This window comes from Ulvibacterium sp. (assembly GCF_028285715.1).
Lineage (GTDB): Bacteria > Bacteroidota > Bacteroidia > Flavobacteriales > Flavobacteriaceae > Ulvibacterium.
This window is the reverse complement of the sequence record NZ_JANQOO010000008.1, coordinates 1-14,568: the sequence shown is the minus strand read 5'-3', so window position 1 is coordinate 14,568 and position 14,568 is coordinate 1. Positions and strand designations below refer to the sequence as shown.

Below are 14,568 nucleotides of genomic sequence, written 5' to 3'. Positions count from 1 at the left end.
TTAAGCTATATAATTTTTGGCTTGCTCCAAGGCCAGATGTATTCCTTCTGGATTTTTTCCTCCGGCTGTGGCAAAAAAAGGTTGTCCGCCTCCACCACCTTGGATGAGTTTCCCCAGTTCGCGAACAATTGTCCCTGCATTCAATTCCCTTTCCGCTGCCAGTTCCTTGGATATAAAACAAGAGAGCAAGGCTTTCCCATTCTGTTCCGTCCCAAAAAGCAAGAACAGGTCGGTTCGGTTGTTTCCCATCTCAAAGGAAAGGTCTTTTATACTAGCGGCATCCAAATCCAACTTCTTGGCCAGAAATTGAATCCCGTTTACTTCCTCCAACTCATTTAGCAAGTCCCTCTTGAGGTTCTTTGCCTTGTCCTTTAACAAGTGTTCTACCTCCTTTTTTAATTTGGTGTTTTCGCTTTGTAATGATTCCAGTGCCTTAACCGGGTCTTGAGGATTGTTCAAAAGGTTTTTGAGTTCGATAAGCACACCTTCGTTTTTGGCATAAAAATCCTTTACGGCATCTGAAGTTATGGCTTCAATACGCCGAATTCCAGCGGCTATGGCACCTTCGGAAACAATTTTAAAATGCCAGATATCACCTGTATTTTGTACATGGGTTCCACCACATAGCTCTATGGACTGCCCAAAACGGATGGTGCGGACGGTATCACCATACTTTTCACCGAACAATGCCATGGCCCCTTCTTCCAAGGCTTGGGAGATGGGCACATTTCTGTTTTCCTGTAATGGCAATTGTCCATCGATTCGACCACGTACAAAATCCTCTACTGATTTTATTTCTTCTTCTGTCAACTTTGCAAAGTGCGAAAAATCGAACCGGAGGTATTTGGAATGTACGGCCGAGCCCTTTTGTTCCACATGAGAGCCTACTATTTCACGTAGTGCTTGATGCAATAAGTGTGTCGCAGTATGATTTGCAGCGGTACGCTGCCGTTGTTTCTTATCGACTACTGCCTTAAAGGTGGCTTCAGGGTGTCTCGGCAGACTTTTGGCAAAATGGACAATTTCATTGTTCTCTTTTTTGGTGTCTACAATGTACACCACATCCCCATTGGGCATCTCCAAATACCCTTTATCCCCCACTTGGCCACCTCCCTCGGGATAAAATGGGGTTCTGTTGAAGACCAATTGATAATGCTCGCCGTCCTTTTTGGAAGCAACCTTCCTATATTTGGTCAATTCTACATCCGCTTCCAAAGTGTCATAGCCCACAAATTCCTGTTCCACATTACTGGATAAAACTTCCCAATCGCCCATGGAAATCTGAGAGGCCGATTTAGAACGCTGTTTTTGCTCCTGCATCGCTTCCTCAAACTCCCTTTCATCCAAGGAATAACCTTTTTCCTGAAGAATCAGGGCCGTAAGGTCTATGGGAAAGCCATAGGTATCATACAACTCAAAAGCCTTGCGACCATCCACTGTTTTGTTTTTTGAAGCCTGGACAACACCTTCCAACAGCACTAGGCCCTGTTCCAAAGTGTTCAGGAAAGAATGTTCTTCCTCTCGTACCACATTCTCGATCAGTTGCCGTTGTTGCTTCAGTTCCGGGAATGCCTCGCCCATAACACCGACCAGGACTTTTACCAAACGGAACATAAAAGGTTCCTTTGTTCCCAAGAAGGTAAATCCATAACGTATGGCCCTTCTCAATATTCTCCGAATAACATATCCAGCACCCGTATTGCTGGGGAGCTGCCCATCCGCAATGGAAAAGGCCACGGCCCTGATATGGTCGGCAACTACTCTTATGGCGATATCTATCTCTTCCTTTAGCCCATATTTTGTAAGGGTAATCGTTTCTATTTCCCGAATAATCGGGGTAAAAATATCGGTATCATAGTTGGATGTAACTCCCTGCAATACCATACATAAACGTTCAAAACCCATCCCGGTATCCACATGCTTTGCAGGCAGGGGCTCCAAAGTTCCATTGGCCTTACGGTTGTATTGCATAAAAACTAGGTTCCAGATTTCGACTACCTGGGGATGGTCTTGGTTAACCAAGGACGCCCCGGAAACTTTGGCCTTTTCTTCCGAAGGACGTATGTCCACATGTATTTCGGAGCAGGGGCCACAGGGACCCTGATCGCCCATTTCCCAAAAGTTATCCTTCTTGTCGCCCATAATAATGCGATCTTCGGGAACAATAGCTTTCCAATGGGTAAAGGCTTCCTTGTCCATTTCCAGGTTATCGGCGTCCTTACTCCCCTCAAAAACCGAGACATACAGACTTTCCTTATCTATTTTAAGAACATCCGTCAGCAATTCCCATGACCATTGTATCGCTTCTTTTTTAAAATATCCACCGTTATCGGAACCATTGGCATCCCCAAAACTCCAATTCCCCAACATTTCGAACATGGTGTGATGATAGGTGTCCTTACCCACCTCTTCAAGATCATTGTGCTTGCCGCTCACTCGAAGACACTTTTGAGAATCGGCCACCCTTACATTTTCCGCCTTGCGATTGCCCAGGAAAAACTCCTTGAATTGATTCATCCCGGCGTTGGTGAACATCAGGGTAGGATCATCTTTGATGACCATGGGGGCAGAAGGAACAATGGTATGGTCCTTGCCTTTGAAAAAATTCAAAAATTGTTTCCTAATTTCTTTGGAAGTCATTGAAAATGGTAAGGTTTTACAAATTTTAACGGTTTGTACAAAACAATTTTTATATTTGTTTGTTCTGTTAAAAGAAAGCACAAAAATAGGATAAAATCCATTCATGTCTAAGGTAAAGTATTATTACGACCCGGACACTTTGTCCTACCGAAAGATAGAACCCAAAAAATCCAAGCGGTATTGGAATATTGCGTTTTTCTTCCTGGGATCACTTTTTTTTGGTCTCTTATGCCTCGTTTTGTTATTGAACACCAATTTGATAAATACACCCCGCGAACTATCCCTACAACGTGAGGTAAAAAACTATGAGCTTCAGTTTGAGCTTTTGAACAAAAAAATGGAGCAAATAGAAGAGGTATTGACCAATATTGCCGATCGCGACAATAATATTTATCGCTTATATTTTGAGGCCAATCCCATTCCTGAGGAACAAAGAAGGGCAGGTTTCGGCGGGGTAAACCGATACAAATCCCTGGAGGGCTTCAATAATTCGGAAATGATCATTGCCACCACCAAGCGATTGGACATCATTAAAAAACAGATGGCCATACAATCCAAGTCTCTGGATGAGATTACCAAATTGGCTAAGGAAAAGGAAAAACTACTGGCCTCCATCCCTGCCATACAGCCCATTAACAATGAAAATCTTACCCGAATGGCCTCTGGTTTTGGTTGGCGTTCGGATCCCTTTACCAAGGCCAGAAAAATGCATAGGGGCATGGATTTTACCGCTCCAAGAGGAACACCAATTTACGCCACGGGAGACGGTAAGGTAATCCGGGCGGATAATAGATCCTCAGGCTACGGAAAGCATATCCGTATAGAACATGGATATGAGTATATGACCCTTTATGCCCATTTAAGCAGGTACAATGTAAAGCGAGGACAAAAGGTCAAACGCGGAGACCTCATCGGCTTTGTAGGCAATACGGGACGCTCGGAAGCGCCCCATTTGCATTATGAGGTCTGGAAGGACGATGAACGTATAAACCCCATAAACTTTTACTACGGAAGTTTGTCGGCGGAAGAATTCGAGAATATGCTCAAATATGCCACTCAAGAAAATCAATCCTTGGATTAATGTATGTAGAACTGCCTGAAAAACGATACTACGGCATTGGTGAAGTAGCCAGGGCGTTTGGGGTAAATACCTCATTGATACGTTTTTGGGAAAAGGAATTCGATGCGCTTAAGCCCAAAAAAAATGCCAAGGGCAATCGAAAGTTCACCCCCCAGGATATCAATAACCTACGCCTTATTTACCACTTGGTCAAGGAACGGGGATTTACCTTGGAAGGTGCCAAAACACATCTGAGGGAAAGCAGACAAAAGACCTTAAGCAATTTTGAAATTATCCAGAAATTGGAACGGATAAAAGCCGAGCTTTCCAAGATAAAAGAGCAACTATAAATCAACCTTAAATAACACTACCATGAAAAAGGGATTAATTATTTTAATTATTCTTGGGGTCATAGCCATTGGCCTCTACCAATGGGCCGTAGGATTTAACAACACGGCCGTAGAATTGGAAGCGGATGCCAAGACCGCTTGGTCCAATGTAGAAAGTGCATACCAGCGCAGAAACGACCTCATCGGAAATTTGGTCAAAACCGTTCAGGGCGCGGCAGATTTTGAGCGGGGTACCTTGACCGATGTTATTGAAGCTCGCGCCAAGGCCACCTCCACCACCATTGATGTGGATAACATCACCCCCCAAAGTATGGCCGCCTTCCAAGAGGCCCAAAGTGGACTTACCGGAGCCCTGAGCAAACTAATGGTCGTAGTGGAGCGTTACCCGGAACTTAAGGCGAATCAAAACTTCTTGGAGCTGCAGACCCAGCTGGAGGGAACGGAGAATAGAATCAATGTGGAGCGTAATAGATTTAATGACAAGGTAAACCTATATGACATTCACACCACTAAGTTCCCTGGGAAACTATTGGCCGGACTCTTCGGTTTTGAGGAGATGTCCCGTTACCAAGCCGATCCAGGTTCCGAACAGGCCCCGAACGTAGAGTTTGATTTTAACTGATCTTATGTCCAAGGTAGAGGATTTTTTAACCGCCGAGGAAGAGCAGGAAGTAGTTTCCGCCATATTGGAGGCCGAAAAAAACACCTCTGGGGAAATCCGTGTACATATCGAAGCCCATACGGAGTTGGATTATCTTGATCGTGCCAAGGAGGTCTTCCACCTACTTAAGATGGACAATACCAAGGAAGGTAACGGAGTGTTGATCTATATTGCCGTTAACGATAGAAATTTTGCCATTTATGGGGATAAAGGCATAGATAAGGTAGTCCCTGATGGGTTTTGGGAAAGCACGCGTGATGCCATTCAAAAAGCATTCAAGGAAGGGAATTTTAAACAGGGTATTGTGGATGGCGTTTTAAAGGCAGGCAAGGAATTGGAATCCCACTTCCCATGGCAGCACGGGGACGTGAACGAATTAAGTGATGAAATTTCTAAAGGTTAGTCTTCTTTTACCTATTTGTCTTTGTTGTTTCGGGCTGAGCTTTGCACAGTTCCAGATTCCCGAAAAACCGGCTTCAATCCGTGATCAAACCAGTGTATATGATTACATTGGCCTGCTTTCTCAAAATCAGGAATCAAATCTTAAAAGAAAACTCATTCAGTATGCCGATAGTACTTCCACCCAAATTGTTTTGGCAATCATAAGTTCTACGGAGGGAGAGAACATTAACTACTTGGGCGCAAATTGGTTGACGGATTGGGGAATTGGTCAAAAAGGGAAGGACAATGGCATCCTTATCCTTTTGGCCAAAGATGATCGAAGGATTGGTATAAACACGGGGTACGGTGTTGAAAGCATCCTTACCGATGCAATGTCCCGTCGCATCATCGAAAACGTGATCGTACCGCGTTTTAAACAAGAGGATTATTACGGTGGACTCAACAATGGAGTTGATGCCATTTTTCAAGTATTGAACGGCGAGTTTACAGAAGACCGTACTTTTGACAATGAAGAGCGTCTTCCTTTAGGTTCCTTGCTCCCAGTTATCATTTTCTTCATCATTTTAATCATCCTCTCACGCAGGAATAAAAAAGGAGGAGGGGGACGTGGCGGAAGACGTTCAGGTCTGGATATTTGGGATATTATTATCCTAAGTAATATGGGACGTGGCGGTTTTGGAAGCGGATCCCGTGGTGGCTTCGGAGGAGGTGGAAGTTTCGGTGGCGGTGGCTTCGGAGGTGGCTTTGGAGGCGGCATGGGCGGCGGCGGCGGTGCCTCTGGGGGTTGGTAGTTTTGGCCTTAAGTTCTTGGATTAAACCTGTTAATTTAAATATGGCCCCTGTAAGTTTCCGGGAATATAAGGACGTAAATCCTGTCTTTTAGCTGTCAGTTACGGCTCGCCCATAGTTTAAAATGAGTTAGCCCTGTTCGTCATAATCTGACCTGTGGCACAATCATTCCCTAAATAGCATCCCTGATCCAGGGATATCTTCAGTACTATTCCAAGCAGGAAACCAAAAGTGGGTCGTGGCATTTTCATCCCCACTATCAAAATCATAATAGCCTAATCCGAGTCTAAGGTTAGACCAGTTCTCTCCTCCGTTCATTTTCCTAACATATTCCAAAGGGAAAGCGATTTCCATAGTAGCTCCTTTTTCGGCCCTTTTTTCTTCGAAGTCCACCTTAAACGGTAAACTCTTTTCGTTATAGACTGGATTTTCCTTTTTAAAGGTTCTCAAGTAAGCTATCCAGTCCTTCCCTCTTCCCTCGCCACCATTGAATGCGCTAAGATGTTGGGGACGGGCGTCCAATCCCAGGATAAGGGCGTCCTGATTCCCAAAAGACCCTTCTTCGTCAATGAAAAGACTATCGTCCGTGAGTCTGATTCCTACATAAAAATAATCTTCATCATAAGCCGTAGCAAATTGCAAGGAGAAATCATCTGCACCATCAAAATCAAAAGGCGAACCCTTTACATTTTCCAGGGGTATCCATTGCATTTTATCCCATTCTTTTAAGTTTCCATCTACTTTAATCTTAGAGGTCTCCTTAACCTTGTATTTGAAAAATGGGGCATACTCCAAAACAGAAGAAAAACTTACGTTGGGCTGGGAGTCAAACTCATAGGTAATATCTGCCTTAATCTGCAAGGGAGTCAAATCCGTAAGTGCACTTTTTTCCACATTGGTAAGGTTGAGTTCAAAAGTCTCCACATCATTGGGGTTTACCTCCAATGAAGTCCGTTCCAATTGATAAAACAGCTTATCGTGATTGTAACCAGTAAGCTCTGCCTGCATTTTGGTATCACTCTGATTAGTAACCTTAATTGTGGCCACCATATTCCCGGGGTTGGCCTCATCCAGATAAATCGGGGTGATTTGAACAGGGAAAGGACGGTTACGGACCAAATCCACCAAGGCTTCGGTAACTACATTTTCATCCCATATTCCTTCAAGGAACAAGTTGGCCAAAACAGGGCCTTCCTCAGTCATAGTTACCCAAACCACATGGTCAAACTCACCATAGGCCTTTCCTCTTAACCTGCTTCCTCCTCCTGTAGTGGCCAAGGCAATATATTTTCCGTTATTTTGATCGGTTTTCCAATAGCGGTGGTAATGCCCCGCAAATACGTTATGGTTTCTTTGGGCCAAAAGACGTTCAACATCCTGCCATCGTTTGGTGTCTTCCTGTACCCACAATGGCTGGTGCAAAAATACCAGGGTCCATTTTACATCGGTATTTTCTTCCAACGCCTTTTTGATATATTCATATTGCTCATCATCTATGGTACCACGGCCTGCTCCACGAATATTGTCTTCGGAATTCAAGCAAAGAAAAAGGACATCCTTGTACACAAAATGATAGTGGGCCACCCCAAAAAGTTCTTTCCATTTGTCTTCCATCACCTTATTGGTAATGTCATGGTTGCCCGGTACATAAAAGAAAGGCGCCTCCAGCAAATCAATAAAACCCATAAATTCTTTCCATTCGGCATTTAATTGCACAGTGTCTTTGGTGTAGCCTTCTATTAAATCGCCCACGCTCATAACAAACTCTGGTTGCAACAGGTTCAGTTTTTTAATGCCTATTGGGAAAACCCCGGGGCGATGCCCCCCGGTTCTGTCCGTAACTATGGCAAATTGAAATTGCCCTGGGGCAGCATTCCATTCCGTATGGTTCCAGGGCTTCTGTTGGGTGGGAATATCAATATAAATGGTAGGTTTTTCTTGGGCAATACTTCCCCCGGAAGCTATCAACAGGAGCAACAAGCACGTAAAACGACACATAATTAGTTTTTTGAAAGGTGATAAAAAATCGTCAATAAATGCAATTTTCTAAATTAAGATAGGGTTAAAAATTCAACTTTAAAGAGCTATCTCAATTTTAGGCAGCAAAACCCAACAAAGACCGTTTTCCATCAAAACTGGACAAAGCTATTTCTTCCTCATAAAAATGGACATAGGAACCCCTGTAAAATTAAAATGGTCACGCAATTTGTTCTCCAAGAACCGCTTATAAGGCTCACGCACATACTGGGGAAGGTTACAAAAGAAGGCAAATTGGGGATAGGACGTGGGTAACTGTGTAATGAACTTTACCTTTACGTATTTTCCTTTATAGGCCGGTGGTGGCGTATTCTGAATAATAGGTAACATTATATCGTTCAACTTACGGGTAGGGATACGTTTGGAACGATTTTTATATACCTCTACTGCAGTTTCAATGGCCTTAAAGATACGTTGCTTGGTCAATACTGAAATGAAGAGCACGGGTACATCTGTAAAAGGTTCCATGGCTTGTTTAATCTTTTGGATATATTGTTTTATGGTATGGGTTTCCTTATCACTGACCAAATCCCATTTGTTGACCAAAATCACAATACCCTTGTTGTTCCGTTGTGCCAGCCAAAAAATATTTTCTACTTGACCATCAAACCCACGGGTGGCATCGAATAAAAGCAGGCAGACATCACAATGCTCAATAGCCCTTACCGAACGCATTACGGAATAAAACTCCAAATCTTCCTTTACCTTGGCCTTCCTTCGTATACCTGCGGTATCCACCAAATTGAACTCAAACCCAAAACGATTGTATTTGGTATCAATACTATCCCTAGTGGTCCCTGCAATATCGGTAACAATGTAACGTTCCTCTCCGATCAGAGCGTTAATAAATGACGATTTTCCCGCGTTTGGCCTGCCTACCACCGCAAATCTGGGCAAATCATCCTCCTCCATTTCCTTTTCGGGCAATACTTTGACCAAATCGTCCAATAGCTCACCGGTTCCACTTCCGTTGATACTGGAAATGGGATAATATTCACCCAATCCCAGGGCATAGAATTCCACGGCATCAGCGGCCCTTTTGGCATTATCCACTTTGTTAACCGTTAAAAAGACCGGTTTTTCCATTCTTCGAAGAAGTTTTGCCACATCCTCATCCATTCCCGTAACCCCGGATTCCACATCTACCATAAAAATAATGGCATCTGCTTCGTCTATGGCCAATTCTACCTGTCTATCGATTTCCTTCTCAAAAATATCATCACTTCCCACAACGTAACCCCCGGTATCTATTAGGGAAAATTCCCTTCCATTCCAATCGCTCTTTCCATAATGACGGTCACGGGTAACCCCGCTAACGGCATCTACAATGGCCTCTCGGCGCTGTATGAGACGGTTAAAAAAAGTCGATTTACCCACGTTGGGTCTTCCTACAATGGCAACAATTGCGCTCATTCCTTGGTAATTTGCGGCAAAAGTACCACTAAAATCTGAAGAAAAAGCACTATCTTTTAGTTGCTTAAGTCGGTTGTTTTGAAGGCACTACCCAATGATATCGTCCTAAGGCCCAGGTTCCAGTTAGAGTTACCCAATGAGAAAGAAACCCTCCTGGAGGCATTTGAGCAGGCCAAAAAAAATCCCTTTTTGTTGAAAAGGATAGATGACCATGTGTTTATCAAGTTTAACAAGAGGCACATCCATTTTTGGTCACCTCAACTGCACTTGGAAATCAATGAGATAGATGCAAAAAACAGTAAACTCTATGGACTTTTTGGACCCAACCCTACCTTATGGACTTTTTTTATGTTCCTCCATTTCGGAGTGGGGACCTTCTTTATCATTTTTGGAATCTGGGCCTATTCCTACGCTTCACTGGGCCGGCCCTATGGATTACAAATGGGCATTATGATCGTTATGGTAATCCTATGGTTTGTGCTCTATGCCTTTGGAAGGATGGGGAAACGCAAAGGTAAGCCCCAAATGCATGAATTGTATCGATTTATGATGGAGACCCTGACCGATTGATTTACAATCGGTCAAAAATCATCCATCCCAATCAATTAATTACACTAATTTTCGTAAAAAGTAACGGTGCCGCTCACCTCATTGCTCACAACCAATACATCCTTCCCTGAAGGGCTATACTCTGCGGGGATAGCCAATACTCCTTCCGGACCAACATCGCCGGCCGTGGAAAGGATATCTATAAATACAGGAGCGTATGGATTGGTGATATCGTATATCATCACCTGATTATTTCGTTCCAGACCAACGAAGAGAATGAACTTTTCACCGACCTTTAAAACCTCTACCGCTTCAGGTTCGGCCCCTTTGTCGTCGCTTCTTCCATCTTCCCCGTTAAATACATCCGGGGTAAGGCTTAAAGTCTGCATAGCGATATCATTACCACTATCAAATACCAATTGGCCGTTACCTGTCCAAATAGTAAAGGAACGTGCACCATAACTGTACAACTCCTCAAAATAACCATCCCCATCGGAATCGCCCAAGGTAGTGGTGATCTTCAATCTACCCAATACGGCCTCATCCTGTAGCGTAGCGGCATCCGGAAAGACGTTGGGATCCAGCATTATATCCCCAATACGCTCTTCTTCTATAAATCCTGGAGTGCCTTCATATTCCCTAGCGTCCCCTTCATTGGCCGATATAATGTACTCTGTACCATTGATTTTTGCATATGCAATCGCATCAGGTTGATAGATTCCGAATACCGGGTAATTGGCCAATTCTGTTTTACCATCCCTGTCGCTGGGATCTATTTCATTACCAGGTACGGAGTAATCCTTAAATCCTAAGGGATATATGGCCTCCACCTGTTTGCTTTCCAAATTTACCCTGGCCACCCCATTGTTTTCCTGTAGGGCGATCCAGGCCGTTTTTGAGTCTTCGGAAATGGCCACATATTCAGGCTCCACATCCATGGCGAGGGTCGCATTGGGCCCAAACACTCGGAATCCACCTTCAGCGAGCGTGTGTACATCCATATTGAATTTATCAAACCCTATAGTTTCTACTGTACCTTCGGCGACATTTACGATACTTACCGAGCCACATGGATCGTTGGTATAATCGTCGTTCGGTTCTCCTTCATTGGCAGAAACAATGTACTTCCCATCCGGTGAGAAAGTCAGCATATCGGGTAAAGCACCAACGGTGAAAGAATTTAGATAATCCTGAGTTTCTGTATCAAAAAGCTTAATTGTTCCATGGTCTTGTTTTACTTCGGCTTCCACGGCTACCGCCAACATGCCGTTCTTTACCGCTACACTATTTGGGGCACCGGAACCGCCCAATTCAATGGATGCCAGTTGCATGGGTGCATCAAGATCCGAGATATCGTAGACCGATATCCCATTGGTCTCCACATTGACCGTAAACAGTTTCTTGGTCATGGGGTCATATGCCGAAATCTCAGCAGACCCTTCACCCCCTAATTGAATGGTGTTTTTATATGTAAAGTTGACCTCCATCATAGGGTCATCATCATCATGTCCACCCGGGTCACCGAGAAAATCGTCCAATTTATCACAAGAAATAATTGAGAAAAGTAGTCCCAAGGAAAGGATTCTAGTAAAAAGCTTCATCTTAAGTTGGTTTTTTAGTTGACGACAAGATGAAGTTTTCAATACAATTAAAGGTTAGCTAAAACCTAAGTTATCGTTAGCTAAAGAATAGGAAAAGGTTAGGGAATGGAAATGAAAATGTTAATCGTCTACGAATTGTAGCCAAACCGTCTAAGTTGTCTGGTATCATTGCGCCAATTCTTATTCACTTTCACATACAGTTCTAGATGGACCTGTTTGCCAAAGAACTTTTCCAAATCCTTACGGGCCTCCACACCAACACGTTTTAGGGCGTTGCCTTTATGACCAATGACAATGCCCTTTTGGGAATCGCGTTCTACCATAATTACGGAACGCATACGAATGATATCCTCATCCTCCAGGAACTCCTCGGTCTCTATTTCCACGGAATACGGAATTTCCTTCTTATAGTGTATCAATATTTTTTCGCGAATGGCCTCATTGACAAAAAACCGCTCTGGCTTGTCGGTCAATTGATCTTTGGGATAGTAGGGGGGGGCCTCAGGCAACAATTCGATTATCCGATCAAAAACTTCCTTTACGTTAAAGTTTTGGAGTGCCGAAATAGGGTGTATCTCTACCTTGGGCAATAAGTGTTGCCAATATTGCACTTGCTCTTCCAATAGCTCTTGAGAGGCTCCATCAATTTTGTTCAACAGCAAAAGAACAGGGATTTTACTATTCTTTATCTTATCCAAAAATCGTTCATCCTTTAAGACTTTTTCTCCAATTTCTACCATGTACAACAAAACATCTGCATCCTCAAAAGCGGATTTTACAAAATCCATCATACTGGATTGTAATTCATAGGAGGGTTTAATGATTCCTGGGGTATCCGAAAGGACCAACTGAAAATCATCGCCGTTTACAATACCCAAGATACGATGCCGGGTGGTCTGTGCCTTGGAAGTTATGATGGACAATTTTTCGCCCACAAAGGCATTCATCAAGGTGGATTTTCCCACGTTGGGATTTCCTATGATATTAACAAATCCAGATTTATGCCCTGCCATGTTCCTTTTTTTCGAAATACATCTTCATTTGCTGGTTTACCTTTGGGGCAAGGTAAAGTACGGCGATCATATTGGGGATACACATTAAGGCATACGCCAAATCGATCAAATTGATCACCAAGTCTACCGATGCTACTGCGGCAAAGGTAATTGTAGCCACATAGTAGATGTTAAAAAATTTTCCGATCTTGGCATTGGTCAGAAAGGAAAGGCATTTTGTCCCATAGTAGGAATACGTGAACAGTGTGGATAGGGCGAAGGCGGAAACGATAAACATCAAAAGAATGTCGCCATAGCCAAAAAGTGATTTTTCAAAGGCAATGAGGGTCATCAGAATCCCATTGTTCTCCGCTTCCAAATAAGCCCCACTTAATATGATGACTATAGCCGTGAGGGTACATACAATAATGGTATCGATAAATGGCCCGAGCATGGATACCAAGCCCTCTTGTATGGGTTCCTTGGTCTTGGATTGGCCATGGTACATAGGAGCACTCCCCAGGCCGGCCTCATTGGAAAAGACGGCACGCCGTACACCCAGAATCACCAAGCCCCAAAACCCTCCGGCCATGGCTGTTTTTAGATTAAATGCTTCACCAAATATCAATTGAAAAGAGGGTAGAATGTCCGAGGGATTCAGGGCCATAATAACGAGTACGGCCAAAAAATAAAGCAATACCATAAAAGGAACTATGGCGGTAGCGACTTTTGCAATCTTTTGAAGTCCCCCGAAAATCACAAAAGAGGTGATAATAGAAAGCACAATTCCTATAATCAGTTTCCAATTAAACTCCCCCAAATTGAATATGGATTCATTGGGATCTACCACATTCCAAAAGGTTTGTGTGAATTGGTTTACCGTAAAAACGCCCAAAAATCCTACCAAGCCGGCAAGGCAGAAGAAAATAGCCAGGGGCTTGGCCTTACTCCCCATACCTTGGGTAATATAATACATAGGACCTCCCTGCAACCTTCCATCGCTATCGGTGTCCCGGAACATAATCGCCAGACTACAGGAATAGAATTTGATGCACATTCCGATAATCGCCGTAACCCATATCCAAAAAACGACACCGGGCCCGCCCATATAAATGGCAATGGCCACTCCAGAAATATTACCCAAGCCCACGGTTGCGGCCACAGCGGAAGATAATGCTTGTAAGTGACTTACTTCCCCTGGGTCATTAGGATCATCATATTTACCGGCAGTAATACCTATGGCATGCCTAAAATAACGGTACGGTCTAAATCTGGAATAAAAGGCTAAAAAGACACCGCCTCCTATTACCAAAAATAGCATGATCCATTCCGTATATGAGATAAGGATGGCCAGAAAATCGTTAATTGCTTCCATGGGTGCGTAAAGTTCCGAAGGTATGGATTTTCTTAATCTTCATCGGGAGTGTTTGGGAAATAATTCTTTTTTTGGTAGGATTTGATAATACTAAAAAACCGTTGTATCTTTGCCGTCCATATCGCGGGGTAGAGCAGTATCCTTCGACTTGGCTCAGGACGGGGTATCTACTCTTACTGGGTAATAGATTGAAACAAAGTGCTTTCAATGCACTATTTAAAATACATCGCGGGGTAGAGCAGTAGGTAGCTCGTCGGGCTCATAACCCGAAGGTCGCTGGTTCGAGTCCAGTCCCCGCTACTAAGAAGCCCCAGGGAAACTTGGAGCTTTTTTGTTTCTAGGGTCGCGTAGCTCAGCTGGATAGAGCATCTGCCTTCTAAGCAGACGGTCACAGGTTCGAATCCTGTCGCGATCACTAATACTCATAGGGTCTCAGAAGAATTAAGACTTCTGAGACTTTTTTATTTGCAAACAATTTGCAAACGCATGAAATTTTCTAAAATTTTAACACTTTTTGATTCGATTAGAGTCAATTTTTATGGATTTTTCTTTGATACGCAATCTTCTTCTATCTTAGGACAAATTCAATAAACATCTGGTCCCAAATCCTTACCGTAACTTTTGCGCATGGTCCCTGTCCGGTTTTTTTAGTGTTCGGGAAGATAAGCGTATGGAAAAAATCGGATAGGGCGCAACCTA

At 43.5% G+C, this 14,568-nt stretch carries 12 protein-coding genes and 2 tRNA genes; 8 read left to right on the top strand and 6 right to left on the bottom strand.

Going from position 1 to position 14,568, the window contains the following annotated elements; translation table 11 throughout:
• Positions 1–2,640, bottom strand: coding sequence for an alanine--tRNA ligase (alaS, locus tag Q0993_RS03170; protein ID WP_299529680.1), 2,640 nt, complete (start codon positions 2,638–2,640; stop codon positions 1–3).
• A 103-nt stretch (positions 2,641–2,743) separates the two neighbouring features.
• Between alaS and Q0993_RS03165 the strand changes: the two genes are divergently transcribed.
• From Q0993_RS03165 to Q0993_RS03145, 5 genes are read left to right on the top strand one after another with little or no spacing between them, the layout of a single operon-like run.
• Complete coding sequence (locus Q0993_RS03165; RefSeq protein WP_299529679.1) at positions 2,744–3,721, top strand: M23 family metallopeptidase; 978 nt, start codon at positions 2,744–2,746, stop codon at positions 3,719–3,721.
• Positions 3,721–4,050: a MerR family transcriptional regulator gene (locus Q0993_RS03160; protein ID WP_299529678.1), complete on the top strand. Its 330-nt coding sequence runs from the start codon at positions 3,721–3,723 to the stop codon at positions 4,048–4,050. The genes Q0993_RS03165 and Q0993_RS03160 overlap by 1 nt, the downstream gene beginning before the upstream one ends.
• Positions 4,051–4,072: 22 nt before the next feature.
• Positions 4,073–4,672, top strand: coding sequence for a LemA family protein (locus tag Q0993_RS03155; RefSeq protein ID WP_299529677.1), 600 nt, complete (start codon positions 4,073–4,075; stop codon positions 4,670–4,672).
• Between the two features lie 4 nt (positions 4,673–4,676).
• Entirely contained in the window at positions 4,677–5,114 is a 438-nt protein-coding gene (locus Q0993_RS03150) for a TPM domain-containing protein (protein ID WP_299529676.1), read from the top strand.
• Positions 5,095–5,904, top strand: coding sequence for a YgcG family protein (locus tag Q0993_RS03145; RefSeq protein WP_299529675.1), 810 nt, complete (start codon positions 5,095–5,097; stop codon positions 5,902–5,904). The genes Q0993_RS03150 and Q0993_RS03145 overlap by 20 nt, the downstream gene beginning before the upstream one ends.
• A gap of 163 nt (positions 5,905–6,067) precedes the next feature.
• On the opposite strand, the gene Q0993_RS03140 is transcribed toward Q0993_RS03145, so the two are convergent.
• Entirely contained in the window at positions 6,068–7,900 is a 1,833-nt protein-coding gene (locus Q0993_RS03140) for a metallophosphoesterase (RefSeq protein WP_299529674.1), read from the bottom strand.
• A gap of 147 nt (positions 7,901–8,047) precedes the next feature.
• The gene (gene der, locus Q0993_RS03135) at positions 8,048–9,352 is read right to left on the bottom strand and encodes a ribosome biogenesis GTPase Der (RefSeq protein ID WP_299529673.1); all 1,305 of its coding nucleotides are present in this window, start codon (positions 9,350–9,352) and stop codon (positions 8,048–8,050) included.
• A gap of 78 nt (positions 9,353–9,430) precedes the next feature.
• Between der and Q0993_RS03130 the strand changes: the two genes are divergently transcribed.
• Positions 9,431–9,922, top strand: coding sequence for a GTP-binding protein (locus Q0993_RS03130; protein ID WP_299529672.1), 492 nt, complete (start codon positions 9,431–9,433; stop codon positions 9,920–9,922).
• Positions 9,923–9,966: 44 nt separating this feature from the next.
• On the opposite strand, the gene Q0993_RS03125 is transcribed toward Q0993_RS03130, so the two are convergent.
• The 3 genes from Q0993_RS03125 to Q0993_RS03115 all read right to left on the bottom strand — a co-directional run bounded on the left by Q0993_RS03125 (position 9,967) and on the right by Q0993_RS03115 (position 13,869).
• Positions 9,967–11,502, bottom strand: a complete 1,536-nt coding sequence (locus tag Q0993_RS03125) for a choice-of-anchor I family protein (protein WP_299529671.1) — start codon at positions 11,500–11,502, stop codon at positions 9,967–9,969.
• Positions 11,503–11,630: 128 nt separating this feature from the next.
• Positions 11,631–12,515: a GTPase Era gene (era, locus tag Q0993_RS03120; RefSeq protein WP_299529670.1), complete on the bottom strand. Its 885-nt coding sequence runs from the start codon at positions 12,513–12,515 to the stop codon at positions 11,631–11,633.
• Entirely contained in the window at positions 12,502–13,869 is a 1,368-nt protein-coding gene (locus Q0993_RS03115; RefSeq protein WP_299529669.1) for a sodium:alanine symporter family protein, read from the bottom strand. Before Q0993_RS03115 ends, era begins: the two co-directional genes overlap by 14 nt.
• Positions 13,870–14,096: 227 nt before the next feature.
• Between Q0993_RS03115 and Q0993_RS03110 the strand changes: the two genes are divergently transcribed.
• Positions 14,097–14,169, top strand: a tRNA-Met gene (locus Q0993_RS03110).
• Between the two features lie 41 nt (positions 14,170–14,210).
• Positions 14,211–14,284, top strand: a tRNA-Arg gene (locus Q0993_RS03105).
• The last annotated feature ends 284 nt before the right edge of the window (positions 14,285–14,568 follow it).

Excerpts from the sequence above, each read along its gene's own strand:
- Q0993_RS03145 (WP_299529675.1), top strand. The coding sequence starts at position 5,095 with ATGAAATTTCTAAAGGTTAGTCTTCTTTTACCTATTTGTCTTTGTTGT.
- era (WP_299529670.1), bottom strand. The coding sequence starts at position 12,515 with ATGGCAGGGCATAAATCTGGATTTGTTAATATCATAGGAAATCCCAAC.
- Q0993_RS03150 (WP_299529676.1), top strand. The coding sequence starts at position 4,677 with ATGTCCAAGGTAGAGGATTTTTTAACCGCCGAGGAAGAGCAGGAAGTA.
- Q0993_RS03125 (WP_299529671.1), bottom strand. The coding sequence starts at position 11,502 with ATGAAGCTTTTTACTAGAATCCTTTCCTTGGGACTACTTTTCTCAATT.
- Q0993_RS03115 (WP_299529669.1), bottom strand. The coding sequence starts at position 13,869 with ATGGAAGCAATTAACGATTTTCTGGCCATCCTTATCTCATATACGGAA.
- Q0993_RS03155 (WP_299529677.1), top strand. The coding sequence starts at position 4,073 with ATGAAAAAGGGATTAATTATTTTAATTATTCTTGGGGTCATAGCCATT.
- Q0993_RS03165 (WP_299529679.1), top strand. The coding sequence starts at position 2,744 with ATGTCTAAGGTAAAGTATTATTACGACCCGGACACTTTGTCCTACCGA.
- alaS (WP_299529680.1), bottom strand. The coding sequence starts at position 2,640 with ATGACTTCCAAAGAAATTAGGAAACAATTTTTGAATTTTTTCAAAGGC.
- Q0993_RS03160 (WP_299529678.1), top strand. The coding sequence starts at position 3,721 with ATGTATGTAGAACTGCCTGAAAAACGATACTACGGCATTGGTGAAGTA.
- der (WP_299529673.1), bottom strand. The coding sequence starts at position 9,352 with ATGAGCGCAATTGTTGCCATTGTAGGAAGACCCAACGTGGGTAAATCG.
- Q0993_RS03140 (WP_299529674.1), bottom strand. The coding sequence starts at position 7,900 with ATGTGTCGTTTTACGTGCTTGTTGCTCCTGTTGATAGCTTCCGGGGGA.